This is a genomic window from Cupriavidus sp. DL-D2 (assembly GCF_039710735.1).
Taxonomy (GTDB): domain Bacteria; phylum Pseudomonadota; class Gammaproteobacteria; order Burkholderiales; family Burkholderiaceae; genus Cupriavidus.
This window is the reverse complement of sequence record NZ_JBDKXK010000014.1, coordinates 1-26,927: the sequence shown is the minus strand read 5'-3', so window position 1 is coordinate 26,927 and position 26,927 is coordinate 1. Positions and strand designations below refer to the sequence as shown.

Sequence of the window (26,927 nt, the reverse complement as noted above, 5' to 3'; positions counted from 1 at the left end):
CGGTGGCAACGGGCGCGCCGGGGCCGGGCTGGCAATTGCCGCCCGCACCTGGGGGACCGTGAACCATCACCCTTGCAAACGTATTCGTGGCCGGGCCGCATGCGGCGCCGGCCGCTTCGCATACTCGCGAACCAACAGAAGACAGGATTCCTGATGTTCGGATTTCTCCGTAGCTATTTCTCCAACGACCTGGCCATCGACCTGGGCACCGCCAACACCCTGATCTACATGCGCGACAAGGGCATCGTCCTGGACGAGCCGTCGGTCGTGGCCATTCGCCAGGAAGGCGGTCCCAACGCCAAGAAGACGATCACCGCCGTGGGCAAGGAAGCCAAGCAGATGCTGGGCAAGGTGCCGGGCAACATCGAGGCCATCCGCCCGATGAAGGACGGCGTGATTGCCGACTTCACCGTGACCGAGCAGATGCTCAAGCAGTTCATCAAGATGGTGCACGACACCAAGCTGCTGCGTCCGAGCCCGCGCATCATCATCTGCGTGCCGTGCGGCTCCACCCAGGTGGAGCGCCGCGCCATCCGCGAATCGGCGCTGGGCGCCGGTGCCAGCCAGGTGTACCTGATCGAGGAGCCGATGTCGGCTGCCATCGGCGCGGGCCTGCCCGTGTCGGAGCCGTCGGGTTCGATGGTCGTGGATATCGGCGGCGGCACCACCGAGGTGGGCATCATCTCGCTGGGCGGCATGGTCTACAAGGGTTCGGTCCGCGTGGGCGGCGACAAGTTTGACGAGGCCATCGTCAACTACATCCGCCGCAACTACGGCATGCTGATCGGCGAACAGACCGCCGAAGCCATCAAGAAGGAAATCGGCTCGGCGTTCCCGGGTTCGGAAGTGCGCGAAATGGAAGTCAAGGGCCGCAACCTGTCCGAAGGCATTCCGCGCGCGTTCACGGTGTCGTCGAACGAAATCCTCGAAGCCCTGACCGATCCGCTGAACCAGATCGTCTCGGCCGTGAAGATCGCGCTGGAACAGACCCCGCCGGAACTGGGTGCCGACATCGCCGAACGCGGCATGATGCTGACCGGTGGCGGTGCGCTGCTGCGCGACCTGGACCGTCTGCTGGCCGAGGAAACGGGCCTGCCGGTGCTGGTGGCCGAGGATCCGCTGACCTGCGTGGTGCGCGGCTCCGGCATGGCGCTGGAACGCATGGACAAGCTCGGCAGCATTTTCTCGTACGAGTAACACGAGGCCGGGGGCGCGACGTGAAGCCTGGCGTCGCCGCTCCCCTCCATCCCCTGATGTCTTCCCCCGCCAGCCCGTTCCGGCGCGCCCTGCAAGGGCCGCCCGGACGCGCTGGCGGAATGGTTTCGCCCGCGCACCGGTAAATGGATTACTCTCCACCGCCGCTCTTCAAGCAAGGTACATCGGCAGTCGCGCGTCTGGTCGTCTTCGTGGCGATCGCGCTGGCGCTGCTGATCGTCGACGCGCGCTTTGACGCCATGCGCATTGCCCGCCAGGTGGCCGCTACCGTGCTGATGCCGGTGGAGCGCCTCGTCCTGGTGCCGCGCGATGCGATGCGCGGCGTCTTCGACTACGCCCAATCTTCGGTCACACTGGCCACCGAGAATCGCGAGCTGCGCCGCAGCGCCGTGGAGCAGGCCAATGCGGCCGTGCGCCAGGCGCAGCTGGAGGCCGAGAACGGCCAGTTGCGCAAGCTGCTGAATCTGGAACAGCAATCGGCCACGCCGGTGACGGCAGCCGAAATCCTGTACGACGCACGCGACCCGTACAGCCAGCGCATCGTCATCGACCGTGGCAGTTCGCAGGGCCTGCGTGCCGGCTATCCGGTGATCGACGAGCGTGGCGTGATCGGACAGGTCACGCGCGTATCGCCGTTCCAGTCCGAAGTGACGCTGCTGACCGACAAGGACCAGGCGATTCCCGTGCAGGTGGTGCGCAACGGCCTGCGCAGCGTGGCCTTTGGCGGCGCGCGTGCCGGCCTGCTGGATCTGCGCTTCATGGCCGCTTCTGCCGACCTGCAGCAGGGCGACCTGCTCGTGACGTCGGGCCTTGACGGCACCTATCCGCCGGGATTGCCCGTGGCAAAGATCGTCCAGATCGAGCGCAAGGCCGACACCGCATTCTCGCGCGTGTACTGCGAGCCCGTGGCCGGCGTGCGGTCGCACCGCCAGTTGCTGGTGGTGCGCTACGAGTCGGGGCTGGCGCCGCGTCCGGCGCAGGAGGCTGCACCGACCAAGGCCGAGAAGGGTGCCCGTTCGGCTGCGGCGCGCGCCGGTGCCGAGCAAAAGGCCGCCGACAAGTCCGAGAAAGCCGACAAGCAGAAATCTCCGGAGTCCGCCCAGTGACGACGTCCCAATACCTGCTGCGCCCGGTCAATCCCGTTTTTATCGCACTGACCTTCGTGCTGGCGTTCCTGTTCAACCTGATGCCGTGGGGCACCACGCTGTGGATCCCGGACATGGTGGCGCTGGTGCTGGTGTTCTGGAACATCCACCAGCCCCGCAAGGTGGGCATGGGCGTGGCGTTCCTGCTCGGCCTGCTGATGGATGTGCATGACGCCCGCCTGCTGGGCGAGCACGCGCTGGCCTATACCCTGCTGGCGTACTTTGCAATCACGATTCACCGCCGCGTGCTCTGGTTCTCGGTCTACACCCAGGCCCTGCACGTGATGCCGCTGCTGTTCATCGCGCACGCGGTGCCGGTGCTGATCCGCCTGGCCATGGGTGCGCCGTTGCCGGACTGGCCCCTGCTGCTGGCCCCGGTTATCGAGGCCGTGTTGTGGCCGATGGCCACCGCGCTGCTGCTGGCGCCGCAACGCCGATCGAGCGACGTCGACGAGACGCGTCCGATCTAGCGCCAGCTCCCACACACCCTGACACCGCCGCCCGCAGTACCGCCATGACCGAAATCCGCAACGTCGAACTGGAAATCGGCCGCTTCCGCATCCGCGTGGCGGCTGCCGCCCTGTTCACGGTCATCTGCTTTGGCCTGCTGATGACCCGCTTCGTGTGGCTGCAGTGGTACAAGCACGACCAGTACTCGGCCAAGGCCGAGGACAACCGCATCTCCGTGGCGCCGATCGAGCCGAATCGCGGCATCATCATGGACCGCAACGGCGTGATACTGGCGCGCAACTACTCGGCGTACACGCTCGAAATCACACCGTCCAAGCTGACCGACACGCTCGACAACACCATCGAGGCGTTGTCGGGGCTGATCGATATCCAGCCGCGCGACCGCCGCCGCTTCAAGCGGGTGATGGAAGAATCGCGCAGCTTCGAGAGCCTGCCGCTGCGCAGCCAGCTGACCGACGAGGAAGTGGCCAAGTTCTCCGCCCAGCGCTTCCGCTTTCCGGGCGTCGATGTGCGCGCTCGCCTGTTCCGCCAGTATCCGCTGGGCGAATCGGCCAGCCACGTGGTGGGCTACCTCGGCCGGATCTCGCAGCGCGACCAGGAGCGGATCGAGGCCATGGACGAGGCCAACGACGCCGAGGGCGCCAAGTACGATCCGCGCAAGGACGCTGACAACTACAAGGGCACCAATTACATCGGCAAGATCGGACTGGAACAAAGCTACGAGACCGAGCTGCACGGCCTGACGGGTTTCGAGGAAGTGGAAGTCAGCGCGGGCGGGCGTCCCATCCGCACGCTGTCCACGTCGCCGGCCACGCCCGGCAACAACCTGATCCTCTCGCTGGACATCCGGCTGCAGCAACTGGCCGAACAGCTCTTCGGGGATCGCCGTGGCGCGCTGGTGGCCATCGAACCGGAAACCGGCGACATCCTGGCGTTCGTCTCCAAGCCGACCTACGACCCCAACCTGTTCGTGGAAGGGATCGATTCCAAGACCTGGGACGAACTGAACAACTCGCCGGACAAGCCGCTGCTGAACCGGCCGCTGCGCGGCACGTATCCGCCGGGCTCCACGTACAAGCCGTTCATGGCGCTGGCCGCGCTGACCACGGGCAAGCGCACGGCCGCGTGGGGCATGCACGATCCCGGCTTCTTCACGCTGGGCAACCACACGTTCCGCGACGACAAGCCGGGCGGCCACGGCTGGGTGGACATGCAGTCATCGATCGTCCAGTCGTGCGATACCTACTACTACGCACTGGCACGCGACATGGGTGTCAATGCGATCCACGATTTCATGAAGCCGCTGGGCTTTGGCCAGATCACGGGCATCGACATCGAGGGCGAGAGCAAAGGCATCCTGCCGTCCACCGAATGGAAGCGCAAGGCGTACCGCAAGCCGGAGCAGCAGAAGTGGTATGACGGCGAAACGATTTCGCTAGGGATCGGACAGGGCTACAACAGCTTCACGATCCTGCAACTGGCCAATGCCGTGTCGATCATCGTCAACAACGGCGCGGCGATGAAGCCTCACCTGGTGAAGGCGGTGGAGAACTCTGTCACGCGCGAGCGCACGCTGACCGTGCCCAAGGAAAGCTACCGGCTGCCGTTCAAGCAGTCCGATATCGACGTGATCAAGAAGGCGATGGTCGCCGTGACGCACAACGGTACGGCGGCACGCGTGTTCGCGGGCGCGGCGTACGAATCGGCGGGCAAGACCGGCACGGCGCAGACGTACACGCTGGCCAAGGGCGAGAAGTACAACCACCATGCGCTGGAGGAGCGCAAGCGCGACCACTCGCTGTACACCGCTTTCGCGCCTGCCGACAAGCCGAAGATCGCACTGGCGCTGATCGTCGAGAACGCCGGTTTCGGCGCAGCGGTGGCGGCGCCTATCGCGCGCAAGGTGATGGACTACTACCTGCTGCGCAAGTGGCCCGAGGAACTGCAGGCCAGCGCGCCGCCGCCCGAGGAGCGCGAGCGCGCCGGTGGCCGGCCGCCAGTGGATACGCCCAGCGTGTTCACCACGGGCCTGACCGCCAATGCGGCCTCCGCCACGGTGATGCAGACGGCACCGGGCGCCATGACCGAAGCCTCGGCCAGCGCCAGCGCGCCGGGCGCGGTGGCCGCGGCGTCGGTGCCATCGGCCCGGTCGGCGTCCGACTCCATCGCCACGCAACTGGACCCGGCCGCGATTGCGCCGGCCTCGGCGGTGGCGACGCTCGATGCCCGCATGCTCCGGGCGCTGGGCCACAGCAAGCCGGCCGCCTCCGCACCGCCGGCACCTCCCACGCCAGCGCGCGCCACCCCGGCCGCTGCCTCCGCGCCGGCGCCCAAGCCGCGTGCGCGGCCGGTCAAGCCCGCCGAAGTGGCGGACGCCGGCGCGCCACGCAACAACGCCTCACAGTAAAGGAGACGCGCCATGGACAAACGCCGCGTCATCTCGATGATCCGCACGGCCCTGACCGGCTTCGACAAGCCGCTGGCCCTGATCGTCTTCCTGCTTTTCGCCACCGGCATCGTGGCGCTGTATTCCGCCGCCATCGACATGCCGGGGCGCGTGGAAGACCAGCTTCGCAACATCCTGCTGTCGTACGTGGTGATGATCGTGATTGCCTTCATGCCCACGCAGTTGCTGATGCGGATTGCGGTGCCGCTCTACACGGTAGGGGTGGCGCTGCTGATCGCCGTGGCGATGTTCGGCCTGATCCGCAAGGGGGCGCGGCGCTGGCTCAATGTCGGGATGGTGATCCAGCCATCGGAGATCATGAAGATCTCGATGCCGCTGATGCTGGCGTGGTACTTCCAGAAGCGCGAGGGGGTGATCCGATGGTTCGACTTCATCGTGGCGCTGGTCATCCTCGGCATTCCGGTGGGCCTGATCGCCAAGCAGCCCGACCTTGGCACGGGGCTGCTGGTGCTGGCCGCCGGACTCTACGTGATCTACTTCGCCGGACTGTCGTGGAAGATCATCTTGCCGCTGCTTGGCATCTGCGTGGTGGCGATCTCGCTGCTGCTGACCTTCCAGACCGATATGTGCAAGCCGGGCGTGAACTGGCCGGTACTGCATGACTACCAGCAACACCGTGTCTGCACGCTGCTGGACCCGACCACCGATCCGCTCGGCAAGGGCTTCCACACGATCCAGTCGATCATCGCGATCGGGTCGGGCGGCGTGGCCGGCAAGGGCTGGCTCAAGGGCACGCAGACCCACCTGGAGTTCATCCCGGAAAAGCACACCGACTTCATCTTCGCGGTGTATTCGGAGGAGTTCGGGCTGATCGGCAATGCCGTGCTGCTGGTGCTGTACCTGCTGCTGATCTTCCGGGGGCTTTATATTGCCGCCAACGCGCCGACATTGTTCTCACGGCTGCTGGCAGGCTCCATCACGCTGATCTTCTTCACCTACGCATTCGTGAACATGGGCATGGTGAGCGGGATCCTGCCCGTGGTGGGTGTGCCGCTGCCGCTGCTGAGTTACGGGGGCACGGCGCTGGTGACGCTGGGCATGGGCATCGGCATCCTGATGAGCATCTCCCGCCAGAAGCGATTGATCCAGACCTGAGCCGGACCCGAGTCGGCTACACTGCGCCTCGTAAAAGTACGGACTGAACACAGTAGAAGCCTATGAACGCCCAAGACGTCGCCGCCTATCTGCAAAGCAACCCGCAGTTCTTCGAGGACCACGCCGAACTGCTCGCCACCGTGCAACTGACCAGCCCGCACAGCCATCGCGCGGTGTCGCTGCAGGAGCGCCAGATGGAAATCCTGCGCGAGAAGAACAAGGGGCTGGAGCTGAAGCTGGCCGATCTGGTGCGCCATGGTCACGAGAACGACCGCACGCAACAGCGCCTGCACGATTGGCAACTGCGCCTGCTGGCCGAGGTGGATTCCCACGCGCTGCCGTATGCGGTGCAGGATGGGCTGCAGCAGGTCTTCGACGTGCCCGCCGTGGCACTGCGCCTCTGGAACGTGGGCGAGGCGTTTTCCCATATGGAAGTGGCGCAGGCTGCCAGCGACGATCTGCGTCTCTTTGCCGAAGGTCTGCGCGCGCCGTTCTGCGGCCCGAACAGCGGCTTCGAGGCGGCTGCGCTGCTGGAGCGGGACGATATCGCCTCGCTGGCGATGGTGACGCTGCGTCCGCCGGCCAAGGCGGGCGAGGAGGTTGCGGGGCCGGCATTCGGCCTGCTGGTGCTGGGCTCGCCCGAGACGCGACGCTTCCACGAAGGCATGGGCACCGCCTATCTGGCGCAGATCGGTGAAGTGGCCGGTGCCGCGCTGAACCGCCTGCGCGACTGACCCTTTCGCCATGCGCAGCCACCAGCAGGGCAAGGATGATGCGGCGGCAGGCAATTCGTCGCAAAAGCCGACACCCGATCCGCTGGTGCTGCAGTACCTCGACTGGCTGGCCACCAACCGCAAGCTGGCCGAACACACGCTGACGAGCTACGCCCACGACCTGGCCGTGCTGCAAGAGAACGCGCAGCGCCTGACAGCGGGCGTGCCGCTGCTCTCGCTCGAAACCCGACATATCCGATCGTTCGCCGCCCGCATGCACGGCGGCGGTCTCTCCGCGCGCACCATCGCCCGCTCGTTGTCGGCGTGGCGCGGCTTCTATCTGTGGGCGGCCCGGTATGGGCACGGCGTGACGGCCAATCCTGTGGATGGCGTGCGCGCGCCCCGTCGCGGTCAGCCGCTGCCGAAGGCGCTGTCGGTGGAGCACGCCGTCGCACTGGTGTCGCACCGCACTGGCGATACCGCGGAGGCGGTCCGCGACCAGGCGATGTTCGAACTGTTCTATTCCAGCGGGCTGCGACTATCCGAGCTGATCCAGCTCGACGTGCACTATGCGGAAGAAGGCGACTACCGCTCGGAAGGCTGGCTCGATCTCCGCAGTGCCGAGGTGACCGTGATCGGCAAGGGCTCGCGCCGGCGCACGGTGCCGGTGGGCAGCAAGGCCGTGGAGGCGCTGCGCGCCTGGCTCGGCGTGCGGCAGACGCTGCTGCGTCCCGACGCCACGCCCGACGATACGCATGCGCTGTTCCTCGGTACGCGGGGCCGACGGATCGCATCGAGCACCGTGCAGCAGCGTATCCGCCAGCAGGCGCTGGCAGCCGGCGTGCCCAGCCACGTCCATCCACACATGCTGCGGCACTCGTTTGCCACCCATGTGCTGCAATCCTCGGGCGACCTGCGCGCGGTGCAGGAAATGCTCGGCCATGCGAGCGTGTCCACGACCCAGGTCTACACCTCGCTGGATTTCCAGCATCTGGCCAAGGTCTACGATCAGGCCCATCCGAGGGCGGGACGGGGCGGCAGGAAGAAGTCCACCTCCGCGCCCAAGGCCGATACGTCGTCGGACGAAGAAGACTCGGAAGACTAGCGGCGGCTCACTTCCACTGAGAAAGGATGTTCTTGAAGCGTTCCATCTCGGGCAGCAGCCACTGTCGGAAGGCTTGCACCTTGGGCGTTTCCAGGCTGGCGTGCGTGGAGACGAAGTAGAGCAGCCACGGACACGGAATGCTGACGTTGAACAGCCTGACCACGCGCCCGGCCAGCAGGTCGTTGTAGGCCAGCGTCGAGCGGATCAGCGCAATGCCCTGGCCTTCGGCGGCGGCCTGCAACAACAGTGACGAATCCTGCAGCATCAGGCCCTTGGTCGGCTCCGCCCAGTCCAGCCCGGCGGCTTCGAACCACGGTTTCCACGGATCGCCCTCGCCGCGCAGCAGCGGCATGCCGGCCATGTGCGCGGGCTGCTCGGGCAGGCGCCCGCCGTTGAAGTTCGGGCTGCAGACCGGGAAGAACACGTCCTCGACCAGCCGCTCCGTATAGAGGCCCGGATACTGGCCGCTACCCATGCGCAGGGCCGCGTCGACTTCTTCATTGGCAAAGTCCACCAGCGCGTTCGACGACAGCAGTTCCACTTCCAGTTCCGGGTGCTGCTCGATAAAGCTGCCGATGCGTGGCGTCAGCCAGCGCGCGGCAAAAGACGGCATGGTGCTGATGGTCAGGCGTTTGTCGCGATTGCCGGATTGCAGCACGCGCGTGGCATCGGCAATCTGCAGCAGCGCGTCGCGGACACGCTCGGCATAGAGCCGGCCACTGGTGGTCAGCACCACGCGCTTGCCGCGCCGCTCGAACAGCGGCTGCCCCAGTTCTTCTTCGAGCGCGCGGATCTGATGGCTGACCGCACCGTGCGTGACGAACAACTCCGAGGCCGCGCGAGAAAAGCTCTCGTGGCGCGCTGCCGCCTCGAAGGTGCGCAGGGCGGCCAGCGCCGGCAGGCGCGGAAACTCCCGCTTCCAGCTGCGCGCGTCATCCGGACTCCAACTCCCGCTCCAGGCCATGGCGGCACCCCTTTCCCTATGTGAGTCGTGCTAACAAGACACCGCAATATATATCGTTTTGCCGCGCTGTTGGGAGTCACTAGAATCCAATGCACCGGATCCCGCCAACAACACCCGGAACTGTTCTGGTCCAGTCACCAAGCCAGTTCCGGCCATTCCGACAATACGGCGGCGCCCCCGGGAACCTGGAGAACCACCATGAAAGCCTTGCTCACAACGACCGTCTTTACGCTGAACCCAGGCGAAGTCACCGCACTGTCGATGCACGCCGCCCAACGTCTGTTTGTGGAAGATGCCAAAGGTGTGGATATCTGGGTGACCCGCGAGAACGATTCGGAGGATTACTGGCTCCGTTGCGGCAGCAGCCTGCTGTTGCGGCGCGGTGACGAGATCGTGCTGAGCATCGATCCGCGTGCCTCGGGGCCAGTCCGGCTGGCACTGATCGCCGAAGCACGCCGTCCGGCGCTGACCCTGGCCGACCTGCCGCACCTGCTGCTGCGCGCTGGCAAGCGGCTGGTGCGCGGCACCGAATGGACCCCGGCCGAGGAGAAGGTCCGCGCCTGAAAGCCGTCTCCGAAGGGCCGGCCTGCCCAGCGTAGGCCGGCCCTTTTCGTTACACTCTCGGGCATGCATCCGATCCAAGTCATCGATCAGGGCCGCCAGCCTTACCAGCCCTGTTTCGACGCCATGCGGGACTTCACCGCCGCACGTACTGCCGAGACCCCCGACCAGATCTGGCTGGTCGAACATCCGCCGGTCTACACGCTCGGCCAGGCTGGCGATCCCTCGCACCTGCTGGCTCCCGATGACGCGATTCCCGTCGTGAAAATCGATCGTGGCGGCCAGATCACTTATCACGGTCCAGGCCAGGTCGTGGCCTATCTCTTGCTCGATTTGCGCCGCCGCCGCCTCATGGTGCGCGAGCTGGTGACCGATATAGAGCAGGCCGTACTGGACACGCTCGCGGCGTATAATCTCGCAGCCGAACGCAAGCCCGGCGCACCTGGCATCTACCTGTCCGACGGGCCGCACCAGGGCGCCAAGATTGCCGCGCTCGGCCTCAAGATCCGCAACGGCTGCAGCTATCACGGCGTCAGCCTCAACGTGCAGATGGACCTGAACCCGTTCCTGCGCATCAATCCCTGTGGCTATGCCGGACTGGAAACAGTCGACATGGCAACAGCGGGCGCCACCTTCGCGGTGGGCGACGATGCCGGCGCGGAGCCATCGCCGGTGACTGCGGCACAACAACCCGCAATCGCACACCGTCTGGCGGCGGCCCTGTGCGAAGTCCTGACGGCGCGCGAATCGCGTGCGCAGGTCAGCGGGAACGCCGCCGCCGAGGCCGCCTGAGATGGCACGCCCGGCCCCGAATCAACGCCACACATGCACGCGGCCGCGCGTGCGGAGAACAGTATGAGCGACGCACTGATCGCCACGTCCAGCGAAGTCCCGCAAGCCCCCGCAGAATACGACGCGACCAAGAAGCAGAAGTCGGCCGAGAAGACCGCGCGCATCCCCATCAAGATCGTGCCGGCCGAGCGGCTCAAGAAGCCGGAATGGATTCGCGTGAAGGCCGCCACTGGCAACTCGCGCTTCTACGAGATCAAGGACATCCTGCGCGCGAACAACCTCGTCACCGTGTGCGAGGAAGCGAGCTGCCCGAACATCGGCGAGTGCTTCGGCAAGGGCACAGCCACGTTCATGATCATGGGCGACAAGTGCACGCGCCGCTGCCCGTTCTGCGACGTGGGCCATGGCCGCCCCGATCCGCTCGACGTGAACGAGCCGGGCAACCTGGCGCGTACCATCGCCCAGCTTCGCCTGAACTACGTGGTGATCACCAGCGTGGACCGCGATGACCTGCGTGACGGCGGTGCGCAGCACTACGTCGATTGCATCTCGCAGACCCGCGAACTGTCGCCGAACACCCGCATCGAGGTACTGGTGCCCGATTTCCGTGGCCGTCTGGACAAGGCCCTGGACATCCTGCAGAACGCGCCGCCCGATGTGATGAACCACAACATGGAAACGGTGCCGCGCCTGTACAAGCAGGCTCGCCCCGGCGCCGACTACGCGCACTCGCTGAAGCTGCTGCAGGAGTTCAAGCGCCGCAACCCGGACGTGGCAACGAAGTCGGGCCTGATGGTGGGCCTGGGCGAGACCGACGAGGAAATCCTCGAAGTCATGCGCGACATGCGCGCCCACGACATCGACATGCTGACGATCGGCCAGTACCTGGCACCGTCGAACCATCACCTCCCGGTGATGCGCTACGTCCACCCGGACACCTTCAAGATGTTCGAGGAAGAAGCGTACAAGATGGGCTTCACCCACGCCGCCGTCGGCGCCATGGTCCGCAGCTCGTACCACGCTGACGAGCAGGCGCATCTGGCAGGGTTTGCCTGAGCGGACGTCTCTGAGGTGACACGCCCTCGCTGATGGAGCGAGGCGTGTCATCTGCTCAATCCTCGGCGCAGAATCGCGTCGAGCGCAGCGGTAGCGAGCCTGCCGCGTTTTCCCCAGGTACGGGCGCGAATCGCGGCCACTGACGTTCGGGCACACTGAACGTCCCAGACCTGCATTTCATATAAGCCATCCTTGGCGATTCCGAGCAAGTGACGGAACCTAACGCGCATCGCTCCCATTGGGCAATCGTGCCCGTTCTATCGTCGTCGCTGTAGCGGCTTTCTACCGGCGTCGTGGCGATCAGCATATGCGGATGTCTGGAATCGGCCTGCACCGACCGTGCCATCTCTGCCTGCGCGAGAAACTTCAATGCCTCGGTGAAGTAGAGCATGCCTGTGGTCAGGGCAATCACGAGCGACAGCATCGCAGTTCCCACGAGGAACGACCTGACACGCCGCATCAGCCGCCAATAGATCGATAACGTTGCAACGGTCAGCGCACTGCATACAACCAGAGAGAGTTGCAGCAGATCTTTCATGGGGTCCCATTGCTCGCCGTATCTGGGTGTCAGCAATGTCAACGCGGGGGTGAGTGCGAGAAGGACCAGGGCGGCAGAGAGCAGGTAGCGAGACATTGTCGAATCCTCGTTTGTAGACGAGCGGACCAATCAAGCTGCTAACAGCGCTGGCCCCGCGAACGTAAAGTAGTAGCCGGCAATGGCAACGACAGCCCCGATCCCATTGGCCCACGCCCATCTGCGACCCGGCCATCGTGCAAATGCCAGCGCATTGACCACGCCGAAGTACATCGACGGTCCCAAGAAGAACAAGATCAGGACAAGATAGTTTTTGATCGATGGATGGTCGCAATGGTCGAGATCCCAGCAATTGGGGTCTCTCTTCGTATTCCATGTGACTGGCCATTCAAATTGGCTCAGGACATAGAGGCTGGTCCACGTCAGCATCAGCCCGGCAATGCAGCCGCAGACGGAGATGAGAAGCCGTTTCATCGAATGTCCCAGAAGAGGATTTCCACTGAGTTCGATAGGTCGGAGTAACCGTAAGTGCGATCGGAGTAGAACGAGTCAAGGCCCGCCCAACGCCCTAATGTCGAAACCGCGCCGGCAAGGCTGGGAATCGTCAATCGAGAGCCATTCCATAGATCGATATGGCCACCAGTCAGTGTGTTGTCGCCGTCGCCATCCTGTCGCCAGTAGCCGAAGAAATAGATGATGCCGGTTCGGCCACGAACATGCTGCTTCCAGTCGGGACCTGTGATGTTCCGTGGTGCTCTCGGAAGCCCGCAGAACGGCATCTGCTTTAACCACGTTGCCATTTCATAGGCGCGCAAGGCGACCGGTTTTCCTTGGAGCAGGTCACGCCCCAATCTTTGCTTGCCCGGCATCCTTGGCACATATTTCTCGGAGAAGGATTTCATTGGCACGCCGACCCTATGTAGCGTGGCGCTGAGACGAATCGCGCATTGATTCTTGTAGTTGGGATTTGCGTGAGGTGCGCCTCCAACATAGTTCTTCCACAAATCCCTGAACCTGATCGGTTCCACATCCAGACAAACTTTCGACTGTGGAACGTGCGTCGTCTTCACCCGGAATTTGCCGGTCGCCCGAACGCGGTGTTGCGCTACAACTGACATCAGGCATCCTCCCCTGCTGCAGCGTCGCCCCAACTGATGGAATAGCTTCCTTCCCCGTGCGATGGAATGCGCGGGAGAGTGCCGTCAGCCGGAATCTCGCCGCGCTGGACGGTGCCGTCTGGCATGCGTATCGCATAGCGCATGCCCGCGAGCGAGGGGGCAGCAATAGCCCTCAGTTGCACTTGCTCGTCGAACAGAACTGTCAATTCGTCGGCTGGCGTCGCTTCAGTTGGCGTAACAGCGACGGCTTTATCTGCGGCACGTGCGGTTACACGGGCGAGTGGTCTGCCGAAGACATCGAACCCCATGGCTGCCAGTTCGCTGTTCGTGAAGATGTGCGATGAGTGTCGCGTCGACGCCAGCATGACGGGTGCCGGCTTGCATTTGCAGATGCAAAGATCGCCGTCCAGGGCTTCCCCCTTTCCCATCCAGTCATTCGGATGCCTCGGGCCGATGCCGACGATTTCCCCGGTCGTCTTGCAGGCGGGACAGAAGACTTTCGCGCCGAGGAACGTCATCCGCTTTCCCATGATGATGCAATCGGCGATGCCTTCGAGAACCTCGCCTCCTGCCGAGGACTTGTCTCCTTCCACAAGGCAATAGCGAATCATTGTCCGATGCTCCTTCCGGTGATCGAGCCGGCCAATCTAGCACCGCCTTTCCCGCCGGAAGGACACCAACGCCGCAATGCTTGCCTCTCGTCAAATTGATGCGCGAGGCCGTCTCGGAAGGTTCTGAAAACGGGTTCGAATGTCCTCGTCGTCTTTCAAATAGCTTTCGATGTAGGAGATCGATGCATCTCTTTCGCCCAAAACGTACGCGAACTTCCCCCTAACAGTGCACAAACACTAAGGGTTCCCCCGAGGTGCCGGGCATGGTCATGTTTCGATAACATGAATTTATCGATAAATCGTCAATGAAATTCGATTGAATCACATCGGGTTTGTTGGCGACGTCGCGCGGGGTGTCTGTGGTGCCTACACTACCTGGACCCTCAACGCGATTTTTCATGGCCCCCTCATGCCTCAATGCACCGTTCACCGTCTGGCCGAGCAGGCTCTCCTTTACAGCGTGGCACCGCCGGCGTCGCTCGACGTCCAGCGCCGTATCTGGGCCATGGCCGAGCGTGCTGCCGACTGGCGGGGTGTGGTGGATGTGGTGCCGGGCATGAACAATCTCACGCTGTCGTTTGACGAGACGGCCGATGTGGCCGCGCTGGAGCGCAACCTGAAGGTGGCGTGGGCGTCGGGCGAGACGCGCAATGCCACGGGCAAGCTCGTGGAGATTCCCGTCCGCTACGGCGGCGAGTTCGGGCCCGATATTGCCGATGTGGCCGCGCATACGGGACTGTCGCCGCAGGAAGTGGTGCGCCGTCATGCGGCGGGTGAGTACGTGGTGTATTTCCTCGGATTCCAGCCGGGATTCGCATATATGGGCGGACTGGCGCCGGAGCTGGCCACGCCGCGTCGTCGCGAGCCGCGTCTGGCGGTGCCGGCGGGTGCAGTGGGCATCGGCGGCGAGCAGACGGGTATCTATCCGGCCGTGCTTCCGGGAGGCTGGCAGTTGATCGGCCATACGGAGGCCCAGTTGTTCGTGGCCGACCGTGATCCGCCGTCGCTGTTCGCGCCGGGCGATACCGTGCGCTTTATCGCCGAGGAGGTGCTGCTGTGATCGAGATCATTCGACCTGGCGCGCAGGCGTCGGTGCAGGATCTGGGCCGTGTGGGATTCCGGCGCTTCGGTGTGGGCCGTTCCGGTGCCGCCGATGGGCTGGCGCTGCAGGTGGGCAATCGACTCCTCGGCAACGAGCCGGGCGCGGCGGCTATCGAGTTCACGCTGGGCCGTGCCGCGTTGCGGTTCGAGGCCGATATGCGCGTGGCACTGACCGGCGCCGAATGCAGCGCCAACCTCGACGGCGTGCCCGTGTGGTCGTGGCATGCCTTCGACGTGCGCCGTGGCGAGACGTTGACGCTGCCCGCAGCGCGCGGCGGCACGCGCACCTACCTCTGCGTGGCCGGTGGCATCGACGTGCCGCAGGTGATGAACTCGCGTAGCACGGATCTCAAATCGAACTTCGGCGGCTTCGAAGGCCGCGTGCTGCGCGATGGCGATCGTCTGCCTGCGGGCCGGCCTGGTATCGAGGAAGACCGCGACTGGCTCGGCGTGGCTGCGCCGGGCTGGGCGTTGCCCGCCAATCGCGAGGGCAGTGCGCTGACCATCCGCTTGCTGCCGGGGCCCGAGTATCCCGATTTCGAGCCGGCGTCGCAGCAAGCGCTGTGGTCGGCAGACTGGACCATCACGCCGCAGAGCAACCGGATGGGCCTGCGTCTTGAGGGTCCTGCGCTGGCGCGTCGGGCCGAGCGCTCGGCAGATCTGCTGTCGCATGGGGTGATGCCGGGCGTGATGCAGGTGCCGCCGAACGGCCAGCCCATCGCGCTGATGAGCGATGCGCAGACCACGGGCGGCTATCCGAAGATCGGCACCGTGATTGGCGCCGACCTCTGGCGCCTGGCGCAGGTGCCACTCGGTGCAACGGTGCGCTTTGCCGAGGTGTCCCTCGAACAGGCTGCCGCCGCACAGGCGGAAGTCGACCGCTATCTGCGGCAGATCGACCAGGCACTGCGCTGGCAGGGCGCCGGCATGCAGATTGCCGCACGACGACGAACGACGACTCGCTTCGTTGCCTGAACGCTTCGCCTGAGTCTTCCAAGCCCCCACAACTACCGTCCCCTACGGAGAACGCCCATGCAAATCGACCTCAATGCAGACCTTGGCGAAGGCTGCGGCAATGACGAGGCGCTGATCGCGTTGATCAGCTCCGCGAACGTCGCGTGCGGCTGGCACGCGGGTGACGCGGCCACCATGCTCCAGACCGTGAAATGGGCGCTGGAGAAGAACGTGGCCATCGGCGCGCATCCGAGCTTTCCGGATCGCGAGAACTTTGGCCGCACCGAGATGCAGCGCGATCCCGAGGCGGTCTACGCCGACGTGCTGTACCAGATCGGCGCGCTCGACGCGATGGTGCGCGCACAGGGCGGCCAACTGGCGCATGTGAAGCCGCATGGCGCGCTCTACAACATGGCCGTGCGCGATCCGAAACTGTGTGCGGCCATCGTGCGCGCCGTGACGGACTACAACCCCAAGCTCGTCTTCTTCGGACTGGCCAACAGCCAGATGATCACGATGGCGCGCGAGGCGGGCCTGGCGGTCAAGGAAGAAGTCTTCGCGGATCGTGGCTACAACCCCGACGGCACGCTGGTGAAGCGCGGCACGCCGGGCGCGTTGCACGACGACGAGGAAGTGGCTTTGAACCAGACGTTGTCGATGGTGCGCGACCAGCGCGTGCAGGCCATCGACGGCACCTGGGTACCGATTCGTGCCGAAACCGTGTGTCTGCACGGCGACGGCGCCCACGCGCTTGCCTTCGCGCGCCGCATCCGGGATCGGCTCGGCGCGGAAGGCATCGCCATCCGTGCCGATGCCTGAGGGGATTCGCCCCGCAGGCATCGGTTGATTTCACGCAGTCCTTCACGTATCGCTTCACGCGTTATCAGGTGTTTCCCATGGAACCGGCTGTCAATCTTTGGCCCCTGCTCGGGGTCGGCGTCATCATCATCGGCTTCGTCTTGCGGTTCAATCCCATGATGGTGGTGGCGGCTGCCGCCATCGTCACGGGGATTGCTGCGTCGATGCCGCTTACGCAGATCTTTACCGCGATCGGCACCGCCTTCGTCAAGGCGCGCAGTCTGCCGCTGATCATTCTGCTGCCGCTGGCCGTGATCGGCCTGCTGGAACGCCACGGTTTGCGCGAGCATGCGCAGGCGTGGATCTCGCGCATCAAGTCGGCCACGGTGGGCCGCCTGCTGATCGTCTACCTCGCTGTGCGCGAACTGACCGCCGCGATGGGCTTGACCAGCCTGGGTGGCCATCCGCAGATGGTGCGTCCGCTGCTGGCCCCGATGGCCGAAGGCGCGGCCGAGAACCGCTTCGGCCATTTGCCCGAGCCGGTGCGCCAGCGCGTGCTGGCGTTCTGCGCCGCCACGGACAACGTGGGACTGTTCTTCGGTGAGGACATCTTCGTGGCGTTCGGTGCCATCGCGCTGATGCACACGTTCCTGCTGGCCTCGCACATCGACGTGGAACCGCTGCATATCGCCGTCTGGGGTATCCCGACCGCCATTTGCGCCTTCCTGATCCATGCGGTGCGCCTGAAGCGCCTGGACATGTGGCTGGAGCGCGAGCTTGGCGCGCAGAAGCCGGTGGGCATGCCGGCCACCGCTGGTGCGAAGGGAGAGTAAGCGATGATCATCTCGATCCAATACCTGTACTGGCTGGCCGGCTTTGTCCTGCTGATCACGTCGCTGATGACGTTCTCGGACAAGGCGCATCCGCGCCGGTTGTCCACGGGCCTGTTCTGGCTGCTCTATGCAGTGATCTTCCTGATCGGCGACAAGATTCCGCCGGCCATCGTCGGCGTGGCTGCGGTGGTGATGGCGCTGATCGCCGGGTTCGGTGGCGTGGGCATCGGCAAGCATGGCACGTTGCCCGAGGAAAAACGTCGCGCCAGCGCGAAGCGCCTCGGCAACAAGCTGTTTGTGCCGGCGCTGTTGATTCCGCTGATTACGGTGATCGGCACGGTGGTGTTCAAGGATGTGAAGGTGGCGGGCCTGCCGCTGCTCGATCCGAAGAACGTCACGTTCGTCTCGCTCGGCGTCGGCTGCCTGGTCTCGCTGGCGGTGGCGTGCTGGCTCACGCGTGAAACGCCGGTGCAGGGTCTGCGCGAATCGCGCCGCCTGATCGAATCGCTGGGCTGGGCGCTGGTGCTGCCGCAGATGCTGGCGATGCTCGGCCTGGTGTTCTTCGATGGCGGCGTGGACAAGGCCGTGGCGCACCTGACCACCTCGTACATCAACATGGACTACAAGTTCGTGGCTGTGGCGGTGTACTGCATCGGCATGGCGCTGTTCACGATCATCATGGGTAACGGCTTTGCCGCGTTCCCGGTGATGACGGGCGGCGTGGGCGTGCCTATCCTGGTGGGCGTGTTCCATGCGAACCCGGCAGTGATGGCGGCCATTGGCATGTTCTCGGGCTACTGCGGCACGCTGATGACGCCGATGGCAGCCAACTTCAATATCGTGCCGGCTGCACTGCTCGAACTGAAGGACCGCAACGCAGTGATCCGGGCGCAGGTGCCTTCGGCGCTGGGCATCCTCGTTGCCAATATCTTCCTGCTGTATTTCCTGATGTAAGGACATCGCCATGACCCGTACCGTCTTGCTGACCGGCTTCGAGCCGTTCGAACAGGAACCGATCAATCCGTCGTGGGAGGCGGTGCGGGCGCTCGATGGCGCGCATATCGGCGATGCCGTGGTCGTTGCGCGGCAACTGCCTTGCGTGTTCGGCAAGGCCATCGACGCCATGGATGCACTTGTCACGTCGCTGCGTCCCGATGTGGTGATCGCGGTGGGGCAGGCGGGCGGCCGCACGGAGCTGTCGATCGAGCGCGTGGCGATCAATGTGGACGATGCGCGCGTGGCCGACAACGTTGGTGCCCAGCCCATCGACGTCACGATTGCCGCCGATGGTCCGGCCGCTTACTTCGCGTCGCTGCCGATCAAGGCCATCGTAAGAGATCTGCGTGCAGCGGGCGTGCCGGCGATGGTGTCGCAGACGGCGGGCACCTTCGTTTGCAATCACGTCTTCTATGGCCTGATGCACGCGCTGGCGAAGGCATCGAGCGTCGCACGTGGTGGATTCATCCACATCCCCTATCTGCCGGAGCAGGCCGCGCGACACCCTGGTGCGCCGAGCCTCGCGCTGGAGACGCTGATCGCGGGGCTGCGCGTGGCGGTGGCCACCACGTTATCGACGCAGCAAGATATCCGCGAACAGGGCGGGCAACTGCACTGATTCACCTCGCGCGGCGGAGCGCTAAGGCTGCTTCGTCTCGCGATGACTTTGGCTGTCCGTAGCGGCGGCCACTGCGCGTGCGGTGGCGCGGCGGCGTGCAATGCGCTGCAACCGGCGCCGCAGGCTGACCTGCTCGAAGCGCCAGATCACATACGTGAACGCCATGAACGGCCACAGCCACCCAAGCCACTGCGCCAGGCTGTTGAAATGGATGAAGCGGCCCATGCGCCATCCTTGCTCGGACACCCACGCATAAGGATTCGACGGCAGCACATTGGTCAAGGCGACCAGCCCCGTCAATGCCACCACTGCCAGCACGGCACGGAGCCAACGTGGTAGCCGCAGCAGTAACACCAGCACCAGCGAACTCGTCAGCAACGCAAAACGGCCGCCTTCGGAGAGCCAGTTGAACGCGTTGTCATCCGGAAACTGCAACTCGGACACTGCGGCCTTGATGATCAGCGCGGCGGTGAGCAGTGCAGCCAGAATGCGCAGCATCGGCGCGGTCCGCCGCATGGCGATCGACGCAAACAACCCCGTGCCGATCCAACTCGATGCGGTCACGGCTGTCTCCAGCAGCAACTGCGTTTGCATGTCGTCGGTGCGGATGCCGATGTTGTCCTGCCACGCAATCAGCGCGGGGAAGTACGCCTGCACCCACGCCATTGGCCATGAATCGGGATCGGTGAGCCACTCGCGCACGATGCCGCCCATGCCGAACAAATGTTCCTGCGGGAAGATCTGCGCGAAGGGCCACAACATCACGAGGACGATGGCAAAGCTCGCATGCGGTTCGAACCATGCGAGCCGCAGGCGCGTCAGCGTGCCCCGATCGATCAATGCGCCGGTGAACGGTGCCACCACGGCGGCCCCGAGCAGTGCCCCGAGCGCATTGGTGATCAGGTCAATGTTCGACGAGATCCGCGTGGGCAGCCAGGTCTGCAGCGCTTCCATCACGGCGGATAGCAGCGCGCCGGCCACGAAGGCGATCAGCGTGGCCCGCGCCCCGGAGACACGCGGGTGCAGGGACAACACCACGAGTGCGCCGAACGGGCAGTAGCCGATGACGTTCGTCAGCAGGTCGAACTCGGTGATGTAGCGCGGCTTGGGTGCGCTCAGGAATGCGAACGGCGAGATACCGTTGTTGGTCCAGCCGGTGAACGGATACAGGCTGGCGTAGGCCACCAGCAGTGTGAAGCAGACCAGCCCCACGCGCGCCAGCGGCGAATGGCGGGGCAGCCATCCTTCAAGTTCGGGCTGGCGCAAGTCCTGCGGCGGTGTGGGAGGCGGGGCGCTGTCCGAAAGCATGACGGCTCGCAACCGTTACAACGGGTTAAGCACTGTACGCCTCATTGGCGCGGCGCCGTGGCTTTTGGCGTGTCCACGGGCGGTATCGGCACGCTGTCGCGCGATGGCGGATTGGCGCGCGGCAATGCGGCGGGGCCGGTGGCCGTCGCGGCTTCCAGCGGCAACGCGGCTGCCCAGTCGAGGATGGCGGCGATCACTGCGTCACTGCTCGCGGCCAGCGCCTTCACACCGCCTGCGCCATCGGCACTCGTCGCCTGCTGCTCGGCAACGAATGTCTTCTGCCCGATCAGGTTCTTGTGGAATACCGTGGCGCGCGCACGCACCACGCCACGGCTGCTGGTGGCCGTATCGAAGACCTGTTCGAAACCCAGCAGGTCCACCTTGATGGCTGGCACGCTGGTGTCGCCATACCAGGTCAGTTCGCCCCGGCCCGACACCGCATCGCGCAGCCGGTCGTCGAACAGCCGCGTCGGGGCGTCGACCCAGCGCTGCGTCGCGTACGACTGCAACCGCTGCGCCTGCGTGTACTGCAGACGGTAGTAGATGCCACGGCCATCCATCCACGTGGGACCATCGGTCTCGGCCACGCGCAGCTTGGGCAGGCGGGCAGGCGGTTGCGATGGCGCGGCAGCCAGCGGGCCGAGGTCATAGGTGGTGGTGCTGCGCGACTGAGGCAGCACGCCGCAGCCGGTGAGCACCAGCAACGTGGCCAGTGTGGCGATGCGCGCGAAAGGGATGAGGGCGGAAGCATTCATGGCGGATTCTCGGCTGGGGCGCTCGGTGCGCGTCATGTTCGGGTTCAAGGCGCCTGGAAGCCCGGCTCGCCCGGACCTGCTGTGGGCGACGGGCCGCCGAACAGCACGCTGCTGGGCTGGTCGTTGAACTGGCCGGCTGCGCGGTCGATGCTGCGCGCGGTCTGCCGTGCGTCGCGTGCCAGGCCGTTGAGTTGCGGCAGCGTTTCCTGCGTGAAGATGCCGGCGGCCTTCTGCACGGAATCCGCGGCACCCTGCATGTTCTCGCCTACGCGATTCACCGTGGACATCACCGTGCCATTCGGATTGGCCAGGTCGTCGGCCAGCCGGCGCGTGGAGGCCAGCGTGGCGTTGAGGTTTTCCACGGCCTTGGGCAACTGGTTCACGGCCGGTTGCAGGGACTTGGCGAGTTTCGAGTAATCCTCGGCGGTCTGGTGCACCGAGTTGATCGCCGACATGAGCTCGTCGCGATTGGTGGTCTGGAACATCTCGTTGAGCGATGCCATCAGCGATTCGGTCTGCGTCAGCAGCGAGTCGCCACGCTTCTCCAGTTCCTCGAAGAAGCCGGGCCGCATCACGATCCGCGCCGGTTCGCGCGCCGAAGTGGGCAGGCGCGGCGAGTTGGTGCTGGCGCCCTCTTCGCGCGCGGTATCGTCCAGTTGCACGTACGCGATGCCGGTGACACCCTGAAAACCGAGCGTGGCATAGGTGGTGCGCGTGATCGGCGTGTCCTGGTTGACGGTGATGCGCACGATGATCTGGCCCGGCACCTGCGGATCGAACTTGATGGATACCACCTTGCCCACGTCGAGCCCGCGATACTTCACATCGGCCTGCGGCCCGAGCCCGTTCACCGTGGAACGCGTGATCAGGTCGTACGGCACGCGCACGGCGTGGTCACTACTGAACCAGAACAGCGCGAACAGCACCAGGATGGCCAGGCCGATGGTGAACACGCCGGCAAGAAAGGCGTTCGATTTGTTTTCCATCAGGTGTCTCCACTGGGCGCTGCGGAGTTGCCGGACCCGTGCGGGGCGGGCAGCGCCTGCAGCGCGCGCTGGGCGCGGTCGCCCAGAAAATATTCACGAATGAAAGGATGATCGACCCGGATGACTTCGGGGATGGGCGCGGCGGCCAGCACCTTGTGGTCGGCCAGCACGGCCACGCGGTCGGACAGCGCCACAAGGGTGTCCAGGTCGTGCGTGATCATGACCACGGTCAGGCCTAGCTCGCGGCGCAGTTCGCGGATCAGGTCCACGTAGTCGTCGGACGCCATCGGGTCCAGGCCGGCAGTGGGTTCGTCCAGGAAAACGAGTTCCGGTTCCAGTGCCAGTGCGCGGGCCAGCGCCACGCGCTTGATCATGCCGCCCGAAAGATCGGATGGCATCTTGTCGGCATCCTTGGCCGAGAGTCCCACGAGTTGCAGTTTCAGCAGCGAGGCCTGGCAGATCAGGTTGTCCGGCAACGCGCGCAATTCACGCAGCGGCAGCGCGATGTTGTCGATCACGGACAGTGCCGAGAACAGCGCGCCGCGCTGGAACTGCAATCCCCAGCGGTTGCGCAGGGCCTGCAGTTGCGCGGCGGTCAGCGCGGCCGGGTTCTCGCCAAACACGCGGATGGTGCCGGAGGTGGGCCGGTCGAGCCCGACAATCTGCCGCAGCAACACGGTCTTGCCGGTGCCGGAGCCACCGACGATCGACAGGACTTCGCCACGATAGACGTCGAGGTTCAGGCCGTCATGCACCACGTTGTCGCCATAGCGTTTCACGAGGTCGCGCACCTCGATGATTTTCTCGCGTGGCGTACCGCGCTGGACGTCGGGTGGCATGGAATCGGTCATAGCCCCACGTCCTTGAAGAGGATGGCGAAGATCGCGTCGGCGATGATCACCACGGTGATCGACGTCACCACCGATGCCGTCGTCCCTTCGCCCAGGCTCTGCGTGTTGGGCCGGATGCGCAGGCCATAGTGGCAGGCCGTCAGCGCGATCAGCATGCCGAATGCCACGCCCTTGCCGAGCCCGAGCCACAGGTTGGCAACGGGCACCGCATCGGGCAGCTGGCGCAAGAAGAAGGCAAAGCTGATGCCGAGCTGGAAGCGCGCGGCGGTCATGCCACCGAGCAGGGCCATGAGATCCGTCCACGCTACCAGCAGCGGCATGGCGATGGCCAGCGCGATCACGCGCGGCATGATCAGCCGGAAGCCGTGCGAGATGCCCATCACGCGCATCGCATCGAGCTCCTCGGTCACGCGCATCACGCCGATCTGTGCGGTGATGGCCGAGCCCGAGCGCCCCGCGATCAGGATGGCCGCCAGCACCGGGCCGAGCTCGCGGATCACGGCCATGCCCAGGATGTTGACGATGAAGGTGCTGGCGCCAAAAATCCGCAGCTGGTTGGCGGACAGGTAGGACAGCACGATGCCGATCAGGAACCCCACCAGCGCCGTGATGCCCAGCGCCTTGTAGCCCACGTTGTAGATATTGGCCGAGATCTCGCGCCACGGACCACGCTGCGGCGCACGCAGGAAGCGGAACAGGTCGAAGGTCAGCTGGCCGAGCATCGTGATGCCCACCCCGAGTTGCGCGAAGAACGATATCAGCGCGGCGCCGAAGAGCGTGATCGGATTGAACCGGTCGACCATCGTCTTCTTCCAGCCATCGGTGCGCAGCCCGGCGATGCGGTCGAACACGCGGCGCTGGCCCTCGTTCAGTTCCACGCGCTCGGGCATGCGGCCGTTCCACGCCTGCCAGATCAGTTGCGCACCGATGTGGTCGAGCCGTGTCACGGCGGCAAGAGACCAGCGCGTGTTGTCGGGTGCGCCGGCAAGCTTCTGCAGTTGTCCGCGCAGGCCCTTGGCCTCATGGCAGCCGGCAAGCGCGAGCGCGGTCCAGTCGCCCTGCAGGCTGACGCTGCAGGCGCCGTCCTGGCGCGAGATGTCGATGGCGGGCGTCGGGGGGCTGTCCAAAAGAGGGTGATGATGTGATGGCTGAGTCCCGATTCTATGCTACCCATCGCCGAGTTGCCGCCAGACATCCTCTGACACGGCCACAGCTACAATCTCGGCAGCCCCGCGCCCGCGTTTCGTTACCCGGATTTTTCCTACATGCCCGACCGCTCAACCTCCACGCCGATCTCTGCCCTCACCGACGATGCTGCCGCGCTGCCGGCGTGGCACATCGATGAAAGCGTCTTGCGGCGCACTCTCGATGGTGGCGCGGCGCGAGACTGGCAGGTCGATGTCGTGGCCGAGACGGGTTCGACCAATGCCGACCTGACGCAGGCATGCCGCTCGGCAACCTGGGACGACGCGCGGGCCCAGGTGCGCGTGGCGTATCGGCAGACAGCCGGTCGCGGTCGGCAAGGGCGTCCGTGGCAAGGGCAGGCTGGATTGACATTTTCGGTAGCGATGCCGCTGGCACTGGCGCCGGCACGCCTCAGCGGACTGAGCCTGGCTGTAGGGCTGGCCGTGGCGCAGGCGCTGGAGGATTGCGGGGCGGCGACGGCGGTGGGGCTCAAGTGGCCGAACGACCTGCAGGTGGATGGCCGCAAGCTGGCCGGCATCCTGATCGAGTCGGTGCCTGCGGGGCCGCAGCGCCTGTGGGCCGTGATCGGCATCGGCCTGAATCTCGTACGCGATGCACGCATGGAAGCGGCGCTGGGTCGCGACCTGTCGGGCGTGGCCGAGGTGCTGCCGACTTTCGATCCGCATCGCGATCCCACGCGCATCCTCGGTGCCGTGCTGAACCGGCTGGCGGCGATGCGCGAAGTATTTCTGGCCGAAGGTTTTGCACCGCTGGCCCCGGCATGGTCTGCGCGCGACGCGTTCCGCAACGAGCCGGTGCGGCTGCTGCACGACGGCGCGGTGGTGGCCGAGGGGCTGGCGCGTGGCGTCGATGGCGAGGGCCACCTGCTGCTGGAGACGGCCAACGGGCTGGAGCCGATCACCAGCGGCGAAGTCTCGCTGCGTGGAGCCCCGGCATGAGCGCACTGCTGATCGACATCGGCAACACACGGTTGAAGTGGGCATGGTGCGACGATAGCCAGCCGCCACCCCTTGCACAGACTACCCAGTCGGGTGCGCTGCCCACGCCGTGGCAGCACGCCGGTGCGGCATCGCACGCGGTGCCGGCCGAGCGGGCCGCGCTGGTGGGTACATGGCGTCATCTGCGAGGTGCCGGGGTGGCACCGGCTGTCTGGATCGCCAACGTGGCCGGTGCCACGCTGGCCGGAGAGGTCGAGGCGCTGCTGGCCGAAGCATTCGGTGACATGCCGGGCGATGTGCCGCTGCAATGGGTACGCACGGTCAGCGCGTACGGCAACCTCGTCAATGGGTATCGCGAGCCCACGCAGCTTGGCGTGGATCGGTGGGTCGGCAGCATCGGCGCGCATCGCTGGCTGCCCGGGGAGACGCTGCTGATCGTCACGGCCGGCACGGCGACGACGCTCGATATCGTCACGGCCACGCCGGAAGGGGCGCGCTTCGAGGGTGGGCTGATCCTGCCGGGGCTGGAATTGATGCTGGGCACGCTGGCGCGCAACACGGCGCAACTGCCCGAACTCGATGTGCTGGACACCGGTGCGGGCGCCGCGCGCGCGGTGCGAGCGTTGGGCGCAGACAACACTCACGATGCCATCGCTGCAGGCTGCCTGGCTGCACAGGCCGGTGCCATCGAGCGCAGCTGGCGCGCGTTGGGCGAACGCGGGCCGGTGCGCTGCCTGCTGTCGGGTGGAGCGCGCCACGCGGTGGCCGGCGCGCTCGCGATGCCGTTCGAGATGCACGATAATCTTGTGCTGCTTGGGTTGCATGCGATGGCGCAACCTGCCTGATCGGCCGACCCTGGCTCCTACTGACAAACACCTGCGCGCTTCCCCATGTCCCGGAAAGGTCTGAACGTCCTGCTGATCGCCCTGTTGGTGGCCAACGCCTTGCTGCTGGCGGCCTTGCTGGGCGCGTTCGGTCCGCAGCCCTTCTCAGGGTTGTTCGAAAGCCCGCGCGAGCCACAGCGTGTGGATCAGCAGGTGCGCGGCGAACGGATGGAACTGCAACCGCGCGACGACGCGTCTGCGCCCGCCGCCACGCCCGCACCGCGCAGCGCCACGCCCGGCAAGGTCACGCTGGCATCGACATCGGCGCCCGTGCGGGCCGAGGATAGCTGCATGGAAATGGGTGGCTTCACGGCGCAGTCCGTCGCTCACGCACGCGAGGATCTGGTGGCGATTGCAGCGGGCAGCACGTTGCCGGTAGATCAGTTCGAACGCAGCGAACAGGTGCGCTGGTGGGTGCATCTGCCCGCGCAGGCCACGCGCGAAAACGCCGACCGCAAGCTGGCCGAACTACGCCGCCGCAAGGTGACGGATGTCTCGGTGGTCAGCAATGAGGAAGCGGAGTCCTTCACGGTATCGCTAGGCCTGTTCCGCGAACGGGAGCGCGCGGATCGATTCCTGGAATCCCTGCGAGGCCAGGGCGTCCGCACGGCGCTGATCAGCGACGCCCCGCGCAATATCTCGCGCCAATGGCTGCGCGTGGCAACCACGGACGAAGCGCTGCGCGCGCGGATGGAAGAGGTGCGCCAGCGCTATGGGGCGGAGGTGATGCAGGCTTGCAAGGGAGGGATGCAGGCGCGCGTCGAAGGCGCGGCGCGGGGCTGATGGTTTTCTCCCCTCTCCCGCATGCGGTGTACAGACCGGAGACATGGGTAACAGGTGTTCGGAGACA

The 26,927-nt window shown here is 65.4% G+C and carries 29 protein-coding genes; 19 read left to right on the top strand and 10 right to left on the bottom strand.

Going from position 1 to position 26,927, the window contains the following annotated elements; translation table 11 throughout:
• Positions 1-153: 153 nt before the first annotated feature.
• The 7 genes from ABDB81_RS10465 to xerC all read left to right on the top strand — a co-directional run bounded on the left by ABDB81_RS10465 (position 154) and on the right by xerC (position 8,211).
• The gene (locus ABDB81_RS10465; RefSeq protein ID WP_019450345.1) at positions 154-1,197 is read left to right on the top strand and encodes a rod shape-determining protein; all 1,044 of its coding nucleotides are present in this window, start codon (positions 154-156) and stop codon (positions 1,195-1,197) included.
• 143 nt (positions 1,198-1,340) lie between these two features.
• Positions 1,341-2,321, top strand: coding sequence for a rod shape-determining protein MreC (mreC, locus tag ABDB81_RS10460; protein ID WP_137923648.1), 981 nt, complete (start codon positions 1,341-1,343; stop codon positions 2,319-2,321).
• Positions 2,318-2,830 (top strand): rod shape-determining protein MreD, encoded by a 513-nt coding sequence (mreD, locus tag ABDB81_RS10455; protein ID WP_137923647.1) that lies wholly within the window; start codon positions 2,318-2,320, stop codon positions 2,828-2,830. The genes mreC and mreD overlap by 4 nt, the downstream gene beginning before the upstream one ends.
• A gap of 44 nt (positions 2,831-2,874) precedes the next feature.
• A complete protein-coding gene (mrdA, locus tag ABDB81_RS10450; RefSeq protein ID WP_160471138.1) occupies positions 2,875-5,238 on the top strand; it encodes a penicillin-binding protein 2 in 2,364 nt (787 codons plus the stop codon).
• A 12-nt stretch (positions 5,239-5,250) separates the two neighbouring features.
• Positions 5,251-6,393 carry a rod shape-determining protein RodA gene (gene rodA / locus ABDB81_RS10445; protein WP_137923645.1) on the top strand — a complete coding sequence of 381 codons (1,143 nt, stop codon included), beginning with the start codon at positions 5,251-5,253 and terminating at the stop codon, positions 6,391-6,393.
• A 62-nt stretch (positions 6,394-6,455) separates the two neighbouring features.
• Positions 6,456-7,127, top strand: a complete 672-nt coding sequence (locus ABDB81_RS10440) for a DUF484 family protein (RefSeq protein ID WP_137923644.1) — start codon at positions 6,456-6,458, stop codon at positions 7,125-7,127.
• A 10-nt stretch (positions 7,128-7,137) separates the two neighbouring features.
• Positions 7,138-8,211 (top strand): tyrosine recombinase XerC, encoded by a 1,074-nt coding sequence (xerC, locus tag ABDB81_RS10435; RefSeq protein ID WP_346811003.1) that lies wholly within the window; start codon positions 7,138-7,140, stop codon positions 8,209-8,211.
• Between the two features lie 7 nt (positions 8,212-8,218).
• On the opposite strand, the gene ABDB81_RS10430 is transcribed toward xerC, so the two are convergent.
• A complete protein-coding gene (locus ABDB81_RS10430) occupies positions 8,219-9,175 on the bottom strand; it encodes a transcriptional regulator GcvA (RefSeq protein ID WP_346811001.1) in 957 nt (318 codons plus the stop codon).
• Between the two features lie 198 nt (positions 9,176-9,373).
• Between ABDB81_RS10430 and ABDB81_RS10425 the strand changes: the two genes are divergently transcribed.
• The 3 genes from ABDB81_RS10425 to lipA all read left to right on the top strand — a co-directional run bounded on the left by ABDB81_RS10425 (position 9,374) and on the right by lipA (position 11,584).
• Positions 9,374-9,739 (top strand): DUF2917 domain-containing protein, encoded by a 366-nt coding sequence (locus ABDB81_RS10425; RefSeq protein ID WP_137923641.1) that lies wholly within the window; start codon positions 9,374-9,376, stop codon positions 9,737-9,739.
• A 63-nt stretch (positions 9,740-9,802) separates the two neighbouring features.
• A complete protein-coding gene (gene lipB / locus ABDB81_RS10420) occupies positions 9,803-10,528 on the top strand; it encodes a lipoyl(octanoyl) transferase LipB (protein ID WP_346810999.1) in 726 nt (241 codons plus the stop codon).
• 63 nt (positions 10,529-10,591) lie between these two features.
• Positions 10,592-11,584, top strand: coding sequence for a lipoyl synthase (gene lipA, locus ABDB81_RS10415; protein ID WP_160471145.1), 993 nt, complete (start codon positions 10,592-10,594; stop codon positions 11,582-11,584).
• Positions 11,585-11,639: 55 nt separating this feature from the next.
• Here lipA and ABDB81_RS10410 read toward each other — a convergent pair whose 3' ends face one another.
• Genes ABDB81_RS10410 through ABDB81_RS10395 form a run of 4 tightly spaced genes read right to left on the bottom strand, consistent with a single transcriptional unit; the run spans position 11,640 to position 13,848 of the window.
• Positions 11,640-12,218, bottom strand: a complete 579-nt coding sequence (locus ABDB81_RS10410; RefSeq protein ID WP_346810997.1) for a hypothetical protein — start codon at positions 12,216-12,218, stop codon at positions 11,640-11,642.
• A gap of 33 nt (positions 12,219-12,251) precedes the next feature.
• Positions 12,252-12,593, bottom strand: a complete 342-nt coding sequence (locus ABDB81_RS10405; protein WP_346810995.1) for a hypothetical protein — start codon at positions 12,591-12,593, stop codon at positions 12,252-12,254.
• Positions 12,590-13,237: a type VI secretion system amidase effector protein Tae4 gene (locus tag ABDB81_RS10400; RefSeq protein WP_346810993.1), complete on the bottom strand. Its 648-nt coding sequence runs from the start codon at positions 13,235-13,237 to the stop codon at positions 12,590-12,592. Before ABDB81_RS10400 ends, ABDB81_RS10405 begins: the two co-directional genes overlap by 4 nt.
• A complete protein-coding gene (locus ABDB81_RS10395; protein WP_346810991.1) occupies positions 13,237-13,848 on the bottom strand; it encodes a PAAR domain-containing protein in 612 nt (203 codons plus the stop codon). The genes ABDB81_RS10400 and ABDB81_RS10395 overlap by 1 nt, the downstream gene beginning before the upstream one ends.
• A 409-nt stretch (positions 13,849-14,257) precedes the next feature.
• Between ABDB81_RS10395 and pxpB the strand changes: the two genes are divergently transcribed.
• The 6 genes from pxpB to pcp all read left to right on the top strand — a co-directional run bounded on the left by pxpB (position 14,258) and on the right by pcp (position 19,149).
• Positions 14,258-14,908: a 5-oxoprolinase subunit PxpB gene (gene pxpB / locus ABDB81_RS10390; RefSeq protein WP_137923638.1), complete on the top strand. Its 651-nt coding sequence runs from the start codon at positions 14,258-14,260 to the stop codon at positions 14,906-14,908.
• Positions 14,905-15,924 carry a biotin-dependent carboxyltransferase family protein gene (locus ABDB81_RS10385; protein WP_346810988.1) on the top strand — a complete coding sequence of 340 codons (1,020 nt, stop codon included), beginning with the start codon at positions 14,905-14,907 and terminating at the stop codon, positions 15,922-15,924. Before pxpB ends, ABDB81_RS10385 begins: the two co-directional genes overlap by 4 nt.
• A 57-nt stretch (positions 15,925-15,981) precedes the next feature.
• Entirely contained in the window at positions 15,982-16,722 is a 741-nt protein-coding gene (gene pxpA, locus ABDB81_RS10380) for a 5-oxoprolinase subunit PxpA (RefSeq protein ID WP_346810987.1), read from the top strand.
• Between the two features lie 77 nt (positions 16,723-16,799).
• On the top strand, positions 16,800-17,534 hold the full coding sequence (locus ABDB81_RS10375; protein ID WP_137923635.1) for a DUF969 domain-containing protein: 735 nt from the start codon (positions 16,800-16,802) through the stop codon (positions 17,532-17,534).
• Between the two features lie 3 nt (positions 17,535-17,537).
• The gene (locus ABDB81_RS10370; protein ID WP_346810985.1) at positions 17,538-18,488 is read left to right on the top strand and encodes a DUF979 domain-containing protein; all 951 of its coding nucleotides are present in this window, start codon (positions 17,538-17,540) and stop codon (positions 18,486-18,488) included.
• A 10-nt stretch (positions 18,489-18,498) separates the two neighbouring features.
• Positions 18,499-19,149 (top strand): pyroglutamyl-peptidase I, encoded by a 651-nt coding sequence (gene pcp / locus ABDB81_RS10365; RefSeq protein WP_346810984.1) that lies wholly within the window; start codon positions 18,499-18,501, stop codon positions 19,147-19,149.
• A 21-nt stretch (positions 19,150-19,170) separates the two neighbouring features.
• Here the strand turns inward: pcp and ABDB81_RS10360 are convergent, their stop codons facing one another.
• Genes ABDB81_RS10360 through ABDB81_RS10340 form a run of 5 tightly spaced genes read right to left on the bottom strand, consistent with a single transcriptional unit; the run spans position 19,171 to position 24,146 of the window.
• Positions 19,171-20,457, bottom strand: a complete 1,287-nt coding sequence (locus ABDB81_RS10360) for a VanZ family protein (RefSeq protein WP_137923632.1) — start codon at positions 20,455-20,457, stop codon at positions 19,171-19,173.
• Positions 20,458-20,498: 41 nt separating this feature from the next.
• Positions 20,499-21,212 (bottom strand): ABC-type transport auxiliary lipoprotein family protein, encoded by a 714-nt coding sequence (locus ABDB81_RS10355; RefSeq protein WP_237379994.1) that lies wholly within the window; start codon positions 21,210-21,212, stop codon positions 20,499-20,501.
• A gap of 44 nt (positions 21,213-21,256) precedes the next feature.
• Positions 21,257-22,198 (bottom strand): MlaD family protein, encoded by a 942-nt coding sequence (locus ABDB81_RS10350; RefSeq protein WP_346810982.1) that lies wholly within the window; start codon positions 22,196-22,198, stop codon positions 21,257-21,259.
• Positions 22,198-23,037: an ATP-binding cassette domain-containing protein gene (locus ABDB81_RS10345; protein ID WP_137923670.1), complete on the bottom strand. Its 840-nt coding sequence runs from the start codon at positions 23,035-23,037 to the stop codon at positions 22,198-22,200. Before ABDB81_RS10345 ends, ABDB81_RS10350 begins: the two co-directional genes overlap by 1 nt.
• Before the next feature lie 8 nt (positions 23,038-23,045).
• Positions 23,046-24,146 carry an ABC transporter permease gene (locus ABDB81_RS10340; protein WP_346811138.1) on the bottom strand — a complete coding sequence of 367 codons (1,101 nt, stop codon included), beginning with the start codon at positions 24,144-24,146 and terminating at the stop codon, positions 23,046-23,048.
• Between the two features lie 168 nt (positions 24,147-24,314).
• Here ABDB81_RS10340 and ABDB81_RS10335 point away from each other — a divergent pair, with 168 nt between their 5' ends.
• The 3 genes from ABDB81_RS10335 to ABDB81_RS10325 are packed head-to-tail and all read left to right on the top strand — an operon-like array spanning position 24,315 to position 26,860.
• Positions 24,315-25,193: a biotin--[acetyl-CoA-carboxylase] ligase gene (locus tag ABDB81_RS10335; protein ID WP_137923628.1), complete on the top strand. Its 879-nt coding sequence runs from the start codon at positions 24,315-24,317 to the stop codon at positions 25,191-25,193.
• The gene (locus ABDB81_RS10330) at positions 25,190-26,038 is read left to right on the top strand and encodes a type III pantothenate kinase (protein ID WP_346810979.1); all 849 of its coding nucleotides are present in this window, start codon (positions 25,190-25,192) and stop codon (positions 26,036-26,038) included. Before ABDB81_RS10335 ends, ABDB81_RS10330 begins: the two co-directional genes overlap by 4 nt.
• Before the next feature lie 45 nt (positions 26,039-26,083).
• Complete coding sequence (locus tag ABDB81_RS10325) at positions 26,084-26,860, top strand: SPOR domain-containing protein (protein WP_160471159.1); 777 nt, start codon at positions 26,084-26,086, stop codon at positions 26,858-26,860.
• The last annotated feature ends 67 nt before the right edge of the window (positions 26,861-26,927 follow it).